The organism is Sphingopyxis sp. PAMC25046 (assembly GCF_004795895.1).
Lineage (GTDB): Bacteria > Pseudomonadota > Alphaproteobacteria > Sphingomonadales > Sphingomonadaceae > Sphingopyxis.
The window spans coordinates 3,185,320-3,198,225 of the sequence record NZ_CP039250.1 but is presented as its reverse complement, the minus strand read 5'-3'; the positions used below and the strand labels follow the sequence as shown (position 1 = coordinate 3,198,225).

11 protein-coding genes are annotated in these 12,906 nt (G+C 65.6%); 6 read left to right on the top strand and 5 right to left on the bottom strand.

Going from position 1 to position 12,906, the window contains the following annotated elements; all coding sequences use genetic code 11:
* The first annotated feature begins 119 nt into the window (after positions 1-119).
* Positions 120-1,040 (top strand): dihydrodipicolinate synthase family protein, encoded by a 921-nt coding sequence (locus E5675_RS15085; protein ID WP_136175240.1) that lies wholly within the window; start codon positions 120-122, stop codon positions 1,038-1,040.
* Positions 1,041-1,126: 86 nt separating this feature from the next.
* Here the strand turns inward: E5675_RS15085 and E5675_RS15080 are convergent, their stop codons facing one another.
* Together E5675_RS15080 and E5675_RS15075 are read right to left on the bottom strand one after the other, a co-directional pair.
* The gene (locus E5675_RS15080) at positions 1,127-1,456 is read right to left on the bottom strand and encodes a hypothetical protein (protein WP_136175239.1); all 330 of its coding nucleotides are present in this window, start codon (positions 1,454-1,456) and stop codon (positions 1,127-1,129) included.
* Between the two features lie 169 nt (positions 1,457-1,625).
* Complete coding sequence (locus tag E5675_RS15075) at positions 1,626-2,429, bottom strand: PAN domain-containing protein (RefSeq protein ID WP_136175238.1); 804 nt, start codon at positions 2,427-2,429, stop codon at positions 1,626-1,628.
* Positions 2,430-2,600: 171 nt separating this feature from the next.
* Between E5675_RS15075 and E5675_RS15070 the strand changes: the two genes are divergently transcribed.
* Genes E5675_RS15070 through E5675_RS15055 form a run of 4 tightly spaced genes read left to right on the top strand, consistent with a single transcriptional unit; the run spans position 2,601 to position 7,517 of the window.
* On the top strand, positions 2,601-3,575 hold the full coding sequence (locus tag E5675_RS15070) for a hypothetical protein (RefSeq protein WP_136175237.1): 975 nt from the start codon (positions 2,601-2,603) through the stop codon (positions 3,573-3,575).
* A gap of 1 nt (position 3,576) precedes the next feature.
* Entirely contained in the window at positions 3,577-4,920 is a 1,344-nt protein-coding gene (locus E5675_RS15065; RefSeq protein ID WP_136175236.1) for a hypothetical protein, read from the top strand.
* Between the two features lie 49 nt (positions 4,921-4,969).
* Positions 4,970-5,611: a response regulator transcription factor gene (locus E5675_RS15060; RefSeq protein WP_210727545.1), complete on the top strand. Its 642-nt coding sequence runs from the start codon at positions 4,970-4,972 to the stop codon at positions 5,609-5,611.
* Positions 5,601-7,517, top strand: coding sequence for an ATP-binding protein (locus E5675_RS15055; protein WP_136175234.1), 1,917 nt, complete (start codon positions 5,601-5,603; stop codon positions 7,515-7,517). The genes E5675_RS15060 and E5675_RS15055 overlap by 11 nt, the downstream gene beginning before the upstream one ends.
* 88 nt (positions 7,518-7,605) lie before the next feature.
* Here the strand turns inward: E5675_RS15055 and E5675_RS15050 are convergent, their stop codons facing one another.
* The 3 genes from E5675_RS15050 to E5675_RS15040 all read right to left on the bottom strand — a co-directional run bounded on the left by E5675_RS15050 (position 7,606) and on the right by E5675_RS15040 (position 10,117).
* Positions 7,606-9,054, bottom strand: a complete 1,449-nt coding sequence (locus E5675_RS15050) for an FAD-binding oxidoreductase (protein ID WP_136175233.1) — start codon at positions 9,052-9,054, stop codon at positions 7,606-7,608.
* Positions 9,055-9,071: 17 nt separating this feature from the next.
* Complete coding sequence (locus E5675_RS15045; protein WP_136175232.1) at positions 9,072-9,458, bottom strand: hypothetical protein; 387 nt, start codon at positions 9,456-9,458, stop codon at positions 9,072-9,074.
* Positions 9,459-9,550: 92 nt separating this feature from the next.
* Entirely contained in the window at positions 9,551-10,117 is a 567-nt protein-coding gene (locus E5675_RS15040) for a helix-turn-helix transcriptional regulator (protein WP_136175231.1), read from the bottom strand.
* Between the two features lie 239 nt (positions 10,118-10,356).
* Here E5675_RS15040 and E5675_RS15035 point away from each other — a divergent pair, with 239 nt between their 5' ends.
* Positions 10,357-12,792 carry a serine/threonine-protein kinase gene (locus E5675_RS15035; RefSeq protein ID WP_136175230.1) on the top strand — a complete coding sequence of 812 codons (2,436 nt, stop codon included), beginning with the start codon at positions 10,357-10,359 and terminating at the stop codon, positions 12,790-12,792.
* Positions 12,793-12,906: the final 114 nt, after the last annotated feature.

Here is a 12,906-nt window from a genome sequence, read left to right as displayed (position 1 = left end):
TCCGCATGCTGTTGATTATACGAGCGACGATGCGCCCCAATCCGCCATCCTCAATGGCGGATTTCGACGGTCCCACTCATCATTGTGCTTGTCCAACGGCATTTTCAGGGAGGCGCGCCATGTCCAGCACTCGCATCGAGGGGTCTTTCGTCGCGACGGTAACACCGTTCGATCGCCGGGGAGAGATAGATTTCGGCGCCTGGCAGGCGCTGCTCGACCATCAGCGGCAGCACGGAACGCGCGCGATCCTCTTCATGGGGTCGACCGGCGAACCCTCGCTGCTTTTACCCGAGGAGAAGAAGCGCATCGTCGTCGAAACGGTGAAGATGCGGGCGGCCGGCATGGCCTTCTTTTATGGCTGCACCGGGCCGTCGACCGAGCAGGTGATCGAGAATGTTCGCTTCGCCGCGGCGAACGGCGCCGATGGCGCGATCATCGCCGCACCGCCCTATATCTGCGCGTCGGAAGCCGACATCGAGCAATTCTACCTCGAGGTCGCCGATGCGGTCGACTTGCCGCTCGGCATCTATAACAACCCGCCGCGCGTCAAGACCGACCTGCACTGGGAACAACTGCTACGGCTGTTCAGGCATCCCAACATCGTGATCCATAAGGAATCGACCGCACGCGTCGGGCAGATGGCGCAGATTCTGGCCGCGGCTCCCGACGTATCGGTGATGTGCTGCGATTCGCCCAATCTGGGCCTCGTCGTCCCGACGATGGCCCTCGGAGGACATGGAACGGCGAACATGGGGGGCAATATCGCGCCTGCGGAAATGGCTGCAATATCGACCCCGTGGACAGGCGCGAAGGAAGCGGAGACATTTCGCAAGCAATATCTGGCGCTGCTTCCGCTGCTCCATTTCAACTATTCCGCGATCAACCCCGTGGCAATCAAATCGCTGATGCGCGCCTGCGGCCTGCCCGTAGGAGGGTTTCGCAAGCCGCTTCGCGAACTCGGAGACTCGGAACTCGAAGCGGGACTGCGCATAATCCGGAATATTGGTCTGGCAGAGAAATATCGCTATTCTCTCGGCTAGGACGACCGTGAGGGTCAGATTTTTTTGGGAGTTCTGCTTGCCTTCCATCTAAAGCAAACGAGACGCCACAAACAAATTTAATCTAACTAATCCGGCGGGCGCCAGCTCTCCGTCCGGGGTTTGGGATTTTTATGTTTCTTTGGCGCGCCATCGATTCTTTTCCAAATGGATCGTGCGCCGGGATCGTCGACGGGTTCATCGCAAAGCAGGCTGACCAAATTCCGGATTTCGTGGCGCATCTCGTCTGCCGAGCTGTAAGAGTCGGGATAGCCGGTCGCCCCCGATGCCGCTGCTTGTGCCTGTCGTGCCTCTGAACAGCTTTGCGGCGTCTTTACCTTGACCACGGCAGCGGGCGGCGCGCTGTTTGCGGTGGGCGCGATGTCCGCCAACAGCGCCAGGCAAAGAATGATTTTCATCGCGGTTCCGAACGCAGTCGCCAATCGAACGGTGGATTGTGCCCTTGACAGCTCTGGCCAACTCTCCGGAACCTGCGATCGCCTGTTCGAGCCTCCCGCGCGAGAACCTCAGGAAGAAGCGCGATGCACGTCACAGCAAAATCTCCCACAACCAGTCTCCTTTGTCGGATCAATTATTGCCAAGGACGCCGCCGAGGCTGCGGCGGATGGCGTCTTCGGCGCGGCGGCCGACCTCGTCCTCGGCGGCACCTTGGACGCGGGCGCCCAGACGCTTGAGCTCTTCGGGGGTGCGGACCTTTTTCTGCTCGCTAACCGTGCCGGCGCTCGCCATGCCCTTGATACCGGTGATGCAGCAATTGTTCGACGACAGAAGTTCGGGATTGCCGTCCCATTTGAGATAGCAGGTGCTGGCTTCCTGGCTGACAGTCCAGGCCTGGCACCGGCCGTCGCGGTCGCACGCCGCCTTGCAGCTTTTCCAGTCGTCGCGGCGCGCCAAGCCGAACTCGCGGTGATCATAGCCGAGCAGGTTGACGTTGAACATCGGTTGCCATTCCTCGGCCGGCGCCGCGGCGACCGTGGCGGGCCGGACCGGCGTGGCGGGGGCGGCCGCTGCGCCCTGCACCGGCGAGCGCGTGCAGACGATTTCGGCAAGATTGCCCTGGCCGTCGATATTGTAAGCGGACGCGCGCGCAAAGGCACGGCTCTGGCAAAATGCCTGCGCGCTTTCGCCCTGGCAGGCCGCGAGATCTTGCGGCTTCTTCTTGCTACACGCGCGGATCAGCTTTCCCTTGGCCGACAGCGGTTGGCAGAAAAAGCCGGTGCTGGCGCCTTCGCTGTCGACGCACGGCGTGTCGACGGCCTGCGCCGTCGCTGCCGCGCCAACGACCGTGACGGGGGCGATGGGAGTGGCGGTGGAGGCCGTCACGACCATCGACGCGGCAAGGGCAAGACCCGAAAGTCGGATACGGTTCATAATCTTCTCCATCGAAGCGGATTGGAACGGGCGACCGAGACGGTTCGGGCCGCCTTTGCCGCTCTACCTACCAAGCGGCGCGGAACGCTCCCATCCCCAGTTCGTGGGATGCCGCCGCCGCACCGCGCCGCCTATGCCGGGTCCGATTTTGGCCGGACAGGAGTGGTGCATATGGCAAGGTTCCTTGGTCGGGCGGGCTGGGCCGCCGCCGTCGCGATTTGCGCCGCGTCGCCCGTCACGCGCGCGGAACCGGCCCCGGCGCCGGCGATCGATCCCGGGCGCTATGACACGCCATGGGGGGCGGGCGCGATGCGGATGAACGGCTCCACCGCGATCCTGACGCTCGACGACGGGTCGGTTTTCTGGGGTTCGCTCGGTAACGGCGGCCGCAGCTGGGATGGGCGCTGGGTCCGCGCACCGCGATCGGCACGCCCCGACCGCGCGCATCGTCCGTGCAGCGACGCGCGCGGCCCTGTGCCCTCGTCATTCCCGGTGCCTTCGGGCGTTTATTGGGGCCGCTTTACCGCGCATTCGGTGCGATCGACAGGCAACCGCGCGTTGGTGCTGAATTGGAGCAACTGTGCCGAGACACCGACGGGCAGCGCAAACCGTTTCAACATCGTCGAACAGGCGCCGCGTCCATACACCGAAGCGGCGCCGCCGAGTCGCGCCGTGCCGTCGCTGCCCTATGACGGCCCATGCAATTCGATACGCGCTCGTGCGGTTGCGACGATCGCACCTTGCAATCTCGACTTCGCGCGCCCGTTTCGCCTGACCTTGCAGCGCGCGATGCAAAAGCCGGTCGGCCGCATCACCTTCACCCCACTGGTCGACGATCCGGTCGCGGTACTGGCGGCGGTTCGCTCGAACACTGTGCTGCCGGTGCATCCGACCGCGCGCGAGGTCTATCAGGTGGTGCGCGGGGACAAGCTGCACATGCGAGGCAGCTGGGCCGACGTCACCCCGCCAGCGACGATCTGCGAACATGATTTCTGGATCGTCAATGTGATCGACGGGAACGGCCAGCGCCATTCGGGCAATGGCGTCGTCGTGATGAGCTGCGGGCCGCATCGGCTGGGGCGCGAGGGTCCCGTCGCGACCCCGGCGCTTGAACCGGTGCAGCAGCGGCGCGACAAGGGGAAATAGGATGGCCAACCGCACGACGATATTCGCCGGCGCCGCTGGACTCGCGGCATTGCTCGCCGGGCTCGCCTGGGCGGGCGGTGCATTTTCGCCGCCGCCGCTCACGGGTCCGCCGCCACCCGCATCGCGCGGCCCGTTCAGCGGTTGCATCCCGACCGACATGGGCATGGCGACGCGCCCGGTCGACCAGCCGCGCCACGCGGGTGATCGCTATATCTATCGCGACGGGACGCAGGTGCGCGATACCGACCTCGACGGCCGGCCGGCGACGCTGCTTCCCGACGGGTCGCTCCGCTACCCCGACGGTACGACGGTCGCACACAACAGCGATACGGGCGAGACGACGATCACGCGCCCTGACGGGGAGGTGACCCGAACCAATATCCGCATGCCCGCGCTGGTCGATGGTGACTTCGTCTGGGGCGATGGCGTGCGCCTGCCCGGCACCGATCCGCGGGGCGGCGCAGGAAAGATCGCTCCCGACGGCTCGGTTTCCTTTCCGGACGGCACCGTCGTTACGCACGACCCGGCGACCGGGCTGACCAAGACCCGGTATCCCGACGGCCGGATCACCGAAGTGCGGGACCCCGGAACGCGCCGCGGCAGCGACGGCAATCTGCAATGGAATGATGGGTTGACGACGCCGCGAACCGATCCGTCGGGGGGCGAGGCGAGTTCGACCGCCGAAGGGTGGATCCGCTATCCCGACGGTACGATGATCAGCCACGACCCGACCAACGGCGAAACCAAGATCGTCCGCCCCGACGGCAGCATCGTCACGCACAATTCCGACACCTGTGAAACCAAGGTTATCGCCAGTCCCGGCGGGTGCCTCGGCGCACCGCCGGTGATCGACCAGTGCCTGATCGGGAACTGGCGCCAGACCGGCGGCGGCCCGCTCGAATGGGTGAAACGCAATCTGTCGATGGGCAAGGTGCAGATGCCTCGCGCCGAGGTGACTCCGCTCGACCTGACACTGAAATCGGACGGCAGCTTCCAGACCAAGAACGGCTCGATCGACCTCGAATTTTATCGGCCCGATGATCCGACCACGACTTCCGAAGACCCGGTGACCGGAAAGGCACGCGGGCGGATGGCCCCGACAACGGGGTTCTGGAGCGCAAAAAACGGTGAAGTACGCGCCTGCTTCGACAGCGGTGACCGCACGACGGGTGCGGTGACCGGCAGCACGCCCAAACATAGCGTCACGACGCCATTCGGATTTCCGGGCGCGGCAGGAGCCGACGGCGTAGTCAGCTACACTTGCGACGGCAACAGCTTCAAGACCTTCCAACCGATGCCCAAGGGCACCCCCATGGAATATTCGTTCACCCGCATATCGAAATAATGACGGCGGGCCGCCAATCTGTGAAAAGATGCGGCTGGGAGGGCAGGTCATGATACGCATCGCGATCATCGAGGACGACCCGCTGATTCAGGCCGGGCTTGGCACGGCGATAGGCGCGTCGGGCGATTGTGTCGTTGCCGCGACGGCGACCGCCTATGCCGATGGCACGCGGATCGTCGAACATGGGGGTTTCGATGTCCTCGTCTGCGACCTTGGCCTGCCCGACGGCGATGGCATCGATCTGATCCGCCACGCCGCAATGCGCGATCCTGCTACCGACATATTGGTGCTGACGATGTTCGCCGACCATGGCAAGGTGATCGAGGCGATCAAGGCGGGGGCGCGTGGCTATCTGCTCAAGGATCAGCGGCTCGACGATTGTGTCGAGGCGATCCGCGAGATTCGTCGGGGCGGGTCGCCGATCAGCCCGATCATCGCGCGCATCTTGCTCAAGCGGCTGCAACCGGCGGTGTCTGCGGCCGACGAGGACGAGAAGCTGTCCGAACGCGAAAGCGAAACCCTCCGCCTCTTGTCACGCGGCTTCACCTATTCCGAATGCGCCGGGATCATGGCCATCTCGCCGCACACCGTCGGCACGCACGTCAAGCATATCTATCGCAAGCTCGAGGTCACGTCACGATCGGAGGCGGTTTACGAAGCGACGCTTCGCGGCATGCTCGATGACAATTAGGCAGCTGTTCCGGACTATCCTGTGCGTCCTGCTCGCCGTTTCCGGGGCCTCGGCCTTGGGTGCGGCACAGGGCGAGGCGATCAACGGCGCCGCGGCGGACGTCACGGCCCACGGGCGGACGATCCGATTCGCCGATGCCGATTTCGTCCTCGCGGCGCAGGATGTTGTGCCGCGCGAAGGGTGGCACCGGCGGCCGATGCCGCAGATCTGGCTTTCGGGCGAGGCGCGGCGCCTGCAAGCGGAGCGACTCGGTGTCTGGGCGCGTATGCGTTTCGACCGGAGCCGCGTCGATGGCGACCATCTGGCGATCCTGACCGAAAATAACCGCGAGAAGCTCACCGTTTATTTCAACGGCGTCGACATCTATCGCAATTATCGCAGCGAGACGGCTCCTGCGATGGGATGGAACCGGCCCTATCTGATCACCGTGCCCGACGCACTCGTACGCCCGGGGGTTAACGAGATTATCCTTCACGTCGCGTCGCGAAAAGAGTTCAACCTCGGCGTCGGGTCTGTGTCGATAGGGCCACGCGAGACGCTGGCCGCGCGTTATGCCGATCGCTATTTCTGGCGTATCGCGGGCGCGCGCGGCGCCAATTATGCGCTGATCTTCCTCTCAGCAATTATCTTCATCATGTGGCTGTGGCGCCGTAAGGAGATGGAGTTGTTCTGGCTCGCAATGACCGGGCTCGCCTGGTTCGTGCGCGATTATCATTTCTTCGCCGAGGAAGCGCCGTTCGATCCGTGGCTGTTCCAGCAGATCACCTATTATTCGCTCTATCCCGCGATCATATTTTCACTCTGCTTTTGCGTCGAATTCATGAAGCCGGCAAAGCGGCGACGGATCATCGCCGCGCTGCTGGCGCTCGGCGTCTTCCTGTGCCTGTTCCGCATGCTCCTCGTCCGCTCGACCGAAACCGATATTGCGAGCAATTTGATGACGCTGGGGATCGTCATCGCGATGGTCGTCGTCCTGTTCATGGCTTGGCTTCGTCGGCGCACGATGGAGCATCTTGTTCTGATCGTGGCGCTCAGCGTTACGACGGCCTTTGCGGTGCACGACGTCGGTCGCATACCCAACATCCTGTGGTGGGACGGCCTCGGCTTCCACGCTCAGCCTTATACCGGGCTCGCGCTGTTTACCGCGTTCCTGTTCTCGATCGGGCGGCGCATCCTGCGCGCGCTCGATTTGGTCGAACAGACCAATATCGAGCTGGAGCGCCGCGTCGAACGGGCGACGGCGGCGCTGGCCGACAGCGAGAGCGCGCGACGCCGGATGGAGGTCGAGCGAGCGATCGATTCCGAACGCGAGCGGCTGATGCGCGAGATGCACGACGGCATCGGGTCGAACCTGGTCACCGCACTCGCCATTGCGCGCCGCCGCAAGCAAGATCCAGTAACGATCGCAACGCTTGAGCGCGCGATCTCGGACCTCAAGCTGACCGTTGATTCGCTCGCTCCGGTCGATGGCGACGTCGTGACCTTGCTTGCCAATTTGCGGCATCGGATGGAACCCGACTTGCAACAGGCCGGCGTCGCGCTCGAATGGAATGTCGAACCTTGCCCGCCGCTCGAATGGCTCGATGCCGCCAACGCGCTGCACATGCTGCGGATCATCCAGGAAGCACTGAGCAATATATTGACGCACGCGCATGCCAGCCGGATCGTCATTCACCTGCGACCTTTGGCCAGAAGAGCGATCGACGGTGTGTCGATCGATATCGCCGATGACGGCCGCGGCTTTGCGCTGCAAAAATCGGCGACGGGTAAGGGACTGGGCAACATGCGCGCCCGCGCTCGCGCGCTACACGGCGAATGCATACTTGCATCGACGCCGGGCGAGGGGACGCGGGTTACGCTGTGGTTGCCCGTATGCCGGGACGGACTAGTTGCCCAAGCGGGATGATTGCGGTTGGGCCGCGCGGGAGCGGCGTTGGTACGACTGCTTTCGGAGCCCGGCTTCCGCTGAGCAGGCCGTCCGGAATCGGACAATGTCAGTGGAAAGGCTCCCGCCTGATATTCTGGTTGTTTCTAAAGATATTGGCCGGGTCATACCGGTTCTTGAGTGCCAACAGCCGCGTAAAATTGTCACCATAGGCGAACTTTACGGCCTCGGCTCCCTCATCGCCCATCACATTTACATAAGCCCCAGGCCCGGAACCTCGAAGGGAATCGTTCAACTCGGCGATCCACGCGCGCGTTGGGGACAGCGACTCCGGTCCCGCGATTATCGATGTAAGGCCGTAAGCGATGCCCCTTTCGCGTAACGGAAACGCTGTCTTCGATTGCTCGGTAGCGGTCACAGCGCCGTGCAGCGGCACCAGACCATGCATATAGGGGCCAGGCGCCTCGGCAAGGGCCCGAGCGAGCGTATCGATCGCCACCTCATCGAACGCGGCCCGGAATCCAGCGCGATTAGTGGACGGCAGAAGCGGCATTTCTGGCGGTCCTTGCGTTTGGAGATCGGCATAGGGCAGGCGCCCGACACCATTTTCGATGACGTAAGGCGAAGCGACAAGCGGCGCGATGTCTGCGGCCGCCTGTTCGGGTGACCCGAGGTGACAAACCTGGATCATCAGCAAGGGCCGCCCCTCGTCATCGGGCACCAGCATACCGAGCATCACGAGATCGTCGGGAGCCGCTGCGCACAAATCGGCGTAAAGATGCAGCATTGCGCGCGGATCGGCGCTGCGCAGCGTAACGAAGCCGCCGGTGACCAGGGTGACGGGGTGAAGGCGGAAAGTGAGGCGGGTGGCGACGCCGAAATTGCCGCCGCCGCCGCGGATCGCCCAAAAAAGATCGCCGTCGGCTTCCTCGCTAGCGGTCACCACACGGCCGTCGGCGAGCACGATCTGCGCCGAGAGAAGATTGTCGCAGGTCAATCCCAAGCGCCCCATCAGCGGTCCGACGCCGCCGCCGAGCGCAAGGCCGCCGATACCCACCGTCGGGCACTGTCCGAGCGTCGTCGCGCGGCCCTTCGCCGCGGTCGCGCGGTCGATCATGCCCGCCAATGTCCCGCCCCCGACGGTGGCCGATCCGCCATCGGCCGCGATCTCGATGGAGCGGAGGCCCGACAGGTCGAGAACCACGCCGCCGTCGTTGAGACTGTGCCCGGCATAGCTGTGTCCGCCGCACCGAACCGAAAGCGGGGCAGCCGCCTCCCGCGCGGCGAGCACAGCCCGCCGGACATCATCTGCCGAGGTGCAATGCGCGAATAGCGCCGGGCGTGCCGTCGCCCGTGCCTGGTAGATTTTTGAAAGCCGCGCGTAATCGGACGTGTCGGGGCGGAATACGGTGCCGGCAAACCGCCGTTCGAAGTTCGCAAGACCGCCGGACTCGGCGACGGGATTCGATGTCATGGCGTCGCCGCGCGAGGCGCCAGCGAGCCATGATGCGAGCGCCGCGAAAAGAAAGGCGCGCCGGTCGAAACGAGTCGTTGCCACTTGCTCCTCCTTATGTGTCAGCGCCGGACGATCAGCGAGGCCTGGTCGATATAGAGATCGAGACGGTTCGCGTCGCGATGCGGTTCGACGAGGAAGGTGACGCCGGGCCGAGCATTCATGATCGATCCGCCTGCGGTCATCAGATCCACCTCGACCGTCGGGATGCGGGCATAGTCGCAGTTGATCCTTACCCGGCCGGGGCCGATGCGAACGACCGTTATCGTCACATTACCGCGCGAGGAGCCGCGCACGTCGGAGGTAACGTCGCCGTGCCATTCGCCCTCTACCGACCGCGCGAGATCGGCCTTTTGCGGGGCGTGATAGGCAGGCGTGGCGACGGGCGTCATCGTCGGCTGACCGGCGATCGCGGCGGACAGCGGCAGCAGAAGCGACAGGACAGACATATCGGATTCCTTTGATATCTGGCGTTGCGACAATGCACCGGGGGTGCGTAGTGCAAATCATCCGTTCGTAGGACACGCTTGCCGATGGCTGACTAGGACAGCGCGATCATGCGTTGCAGGTCGGTCTGCCGGCGCACGCCGGTCTTGTCGAAGATGCGTTGCAGATGCGTACGCGCCGTCGTCCGCGCTACGCCGAGGCGACAGGCCGCGTCCTTGAGTTCCAGCCCCTCGACGAGGCAGTCGAGCAATCGGTTTTCGGCGGGTGTCAGCCCGAAGCATCGCGCCGCACGTCCGGTGCGTGCGCTCGTCGCGGGCGAACGCGCGAGGAGGATGAAAATGGGTGCGGGCGTGCCGTCGCCCATGCGGATCACTTCGGCTTCGAACGCTCCGGCCGCCAGCGACAGCCCCGCCATGCCATATCGTCGCGCCGCAGCGATCGCCCGGTCGATCCGGATCATGTCGCGCTGGCACGGCGCGGCGAGGCGGCCGAAGCTGCGCTCGACCGGCGCCCCGGCGTCGAGCAGCGCGGCGGCCGGGCGGTTGGCGTCGAGCAAGCGGCGGGCGCCGTCGATCAGGATGATCACGGGTTCGGCCGTGGTTGCGTCGTCATCGGGCCGTGCCGGTGCGACGTCGGCGATCATCGAACGAAGATGCGTCATGGCTCTCTCTCCTCTGCGGTTGGCAAAGGGCGAGACAGGAAGCGCGCGCGAATCCGGCCAGCGGCGGGATAATATTTTTCGCTCTCCTGCAAAGCTATGACGCGCGGCGCCGGCGAAGGCGCCAGCAGAGGGCGCGGCTGCAGGAGAGGGTGCGATGGAACGAAATCGGTGCGAAGGCGGCGCGGCGGACGATAATCGCGCGCTATGGAAAATTCGTGCCAGATGATAGGGTTGGCTCGATGCGGCAGCCCAGTTCATCCGAGTGGTCCACGATCTGGCGCCTGTTCGACCGGCTGGTGTCGCTGCCGGCGGACGAGCAGGAACCGGCACTCGCACGCGCGGCGGTCGAGCCGTTCGTCGCCGACCAGGTGCGCAGCCTGCTGCGCGCCGGCGACAGCCCGGGGCCGCTCGACGGGCAGGCACCCGGCGCCGAGCGGGCGACGACGGCCGAATATTCCTCGCTTGCGTCCGGCACGACCGTCGGCGCGTTCCGCGTCCTCCAGTTGATCGGACGCGGCGGGATGGGCGAGGTGTATCTTGCCGAACGGACGGGGTCGGGGTTCGACCAGCGCGTCGCGCTGAAGATGCTGCGCCCCGAAGCGGTCGCGCGCGCATCGCTTTTCGAATCCGAACGCCAGCTGCTCGCGACACTCGAGCATCCGGGAATCGCGCGGCTGATCGACGGCGGCATCGCGGACGACGGGCGCGCCTATATGGCGATGGAATATGTGGAGGGCGAGGATATCGGACGATGGTGCGCCCGCACCAAGGCGGGGTTGGACGAGCGGCTGCGCCTGTTCCTCGCGCTGTGCGATGCGGTATCCTATGCGCATGCGCGGCTGGTCGTGCACCGCGACATCAAGCTCGCCAACATCCTGATCGATACTGGCGGGCGCCTCCGCCTGCTCGACTTCGGAATCGCGCGTATCGCCGACGAGGCCGCAGGCGATCATACGATGACGCTGGCGATGCTTACCCCCGATTATGCCGCGCCCGAACAGCTCGAAAACGCGCGTGTCACTGTGGCGACCGACGTCTACGCGCTCGGCGCCGTGCTCTACGAATTGTTGACCGGAACCGGGCCGTGGCGCGCCGGCGCGGGATCGGTGTCCTCGATCATCCGCCGCGCGCTGCACGACGACCCGGTGCCGCCGAGCAAGCTGGCGCGCGAAGTCGGGGAGAGCCCGGTGCCCGCGCCGCGCATCGCCGGCGATCTCGACGCCATCGTGATGAAGGCGATGCGCCACGCGCCGGCGGATCGCTATGCGAGCGTCGCCGACCTTGCCGACGACATCCGTCGCCACCAACGGCTGCGCCCCGTGCGCGCGCACGCGGGATCGTCCGCCTATCGCGTGCGCCGCTTTGTCCAGCGCAACACGCTGGGCGTCGTGGCGGGGGGCGCGCTGGCGCTCGCATTGCTCGCGGGGGCGGGCGGCATCGCGTGGCAGGCGCGGCAAGCCGCGATCGAACGCGACATCGCGCGCGCCGAGCTGCGCCGGTCCGAAGCGGCATTCAACGCGATCAGCTATTTGTTCCGCAATGCCAGCGAGACGGGCCAGATCGGGTCGGTGACGGCGCGCGAGATGCTCGATGCCAGCGCCCGAAAGCTGATCGCGACGAGCGACCCCGACGATCCGGACACCGCCGACGCGGTCATCACGCTCGCCGATCTTTATATCCTGACCGAGGATGTTGCAGGAGCCGAATCCTTCCTGCGCCAGGCAATGGATGCGGGCGTGGGCCGGACGGATACTGCGGCGACCGCACGTATCCAGCACCGGCTGGGGCAGGCCTATGCCGCGACCGGCCGGCCCGATGAAGCGCGAGCGCTGCTCGACCGCGCCGACGGCATGTTCCGTGCCGATCCCGAACGCTTCCGCACCGAAAGGGCCGATGCGCTCGGCGCGCGTGCCTATATGTTGCGCGTCGCGGGCAAGCGCGATGAAGCGATCAAGCTGCTCGAAGACGGAATGCCCGCGGCGGAAGCCGCCTATGCCGATAATCCGCGCGAGATGCTCACGCGCTATGCCAACTTGGGCGCGCACTATATCGAGTCGGGGCGCATCGACGATGCCGAACGGATATTGGACCGCGGCGCGGCCTTGGCGACGCGCGAGCGAATGGAGGCCAGCGCGCCGGGGCTGATGATCCTGACCCACCGCGCGACGACGCGGGTGTATCGCGGGGACCTGAAGGGAGGGCTCGCGGGCTATGAGCGCGCCGCATCGCTGCGCCGCGAGCTCTACGGGTCATCGGCCGGGCTGGGGTTCGCACTGATGCAGGCGGGCGGAATCGAGCTGGCACTGGGGCAGGACGCGAAGGCGCTCGCGACGTTCGACGAAGCCTGGCCGATGATCGACAAATATCTCGGTCTGGGGTCGCCGCCCGGCTTGGCACTGCAATCGACGCGGGTCGAGGCGCTCGCCAACCTTGGCCGTCGCGACGACGCGCGGCGCAGTCTGGCCCGTGCCGAAGCCGATTTCGCGAAACTCGGTGCGCCTGCCGATCGGAACCCCCCTTTTTTAAGGGCGCGCGCTGCGGTGCGGATAGCCGACGGCCAATACGATGACGCGCGCGCCGACCTCGATGCGGCGGAGAAGCTGTTGACCGCGCTGGGCCGGGCGGCAGGGCCTTCGCTGCTGATCGTCAAGCAGCACCGCAGCCGGCTGCGCTGACGCCCGCCTCGGCCGGCCGGGCAAAACGCGCGGCGAGGCGCGCGTCCCTCCTTCGAACCTATGATCCGCGCTGCGGCGAGCGGGCCCAGCCTGGCCCATGCTGCTGCGGGCGCC

Bases quoted from the DNA above. Each gene is read 5' to 3' on its own strand.
- E5675_RS15035 (WP_136175230.1), top strand. From the start codon at position 10,357: ATGCGGCAGCCCAGTTCATCCGAGTGGTCCACGATCTGGCGCCTGTTC.
- E5675_RS15065 (WP_136175236.1), top strand. From the start codon at position 3,577: ATGGCCAACCGCACGACGATATTCGCCGGCGCCGCTGGACTCGCGGCA.
- E5675_RS15075 (WP_136175238.1), bottom strand. From the start codon at position 2,429: ATGAACCGTATCCGACTTTCGGGTCTTGCCCTTGCCGCGTCGATGGTC.
- E5675_RS15040 (WP_136175231.1), bottom strand. From the start codon at position 10,117: ATGACGCATCTTCGTTCGATGATCGCCGACGTCGCACCGGCACGGCCC.
- E5675_RS15080 (WP_136175239.1), bottom strand. From the start codon at position 1,456: ATGAAAATCATTCTTTGCCTGGCGCTGTTGGCGGACATCGCGCCCACC.
- E5675_RS15085 (WP_136175240.1), top strand. From the start codon at position 120: ATGTCCAGCACTCGCATCGAGGGGTCTTTCGTCGCGACGGTAACACCG.
- E5675_RS15045 (WP_136175232.1), bottom strand. From the start codon at position 9,458: ATGTCTGTCCTGTCGCTTCTGCTGCCGCTGTCCGCCGCGATCGCCGGT.
- E5675_RS15055 (WP_136175234.1), top strand. From the start codon at position 5,601: ATGACAATTAGGCAGCTGTTCCGGACTATCCTGTGCGTCCTGCTCGCC.
- E5675_RS15060 (WP_210727545.1), top strand. From the start codon at position 4,970: ATGATACGCATCGCGATCATCGAGGACGACCCGCTGATTCAGGCCGGG.
- E5675_RS15070 (WP_136175237.1), top strand. From the start codon at position 2,601: ATGGCAAGGTTCCTTGGTCGGGCGGGCTGGGCCGCCGCCGTCGCGATT.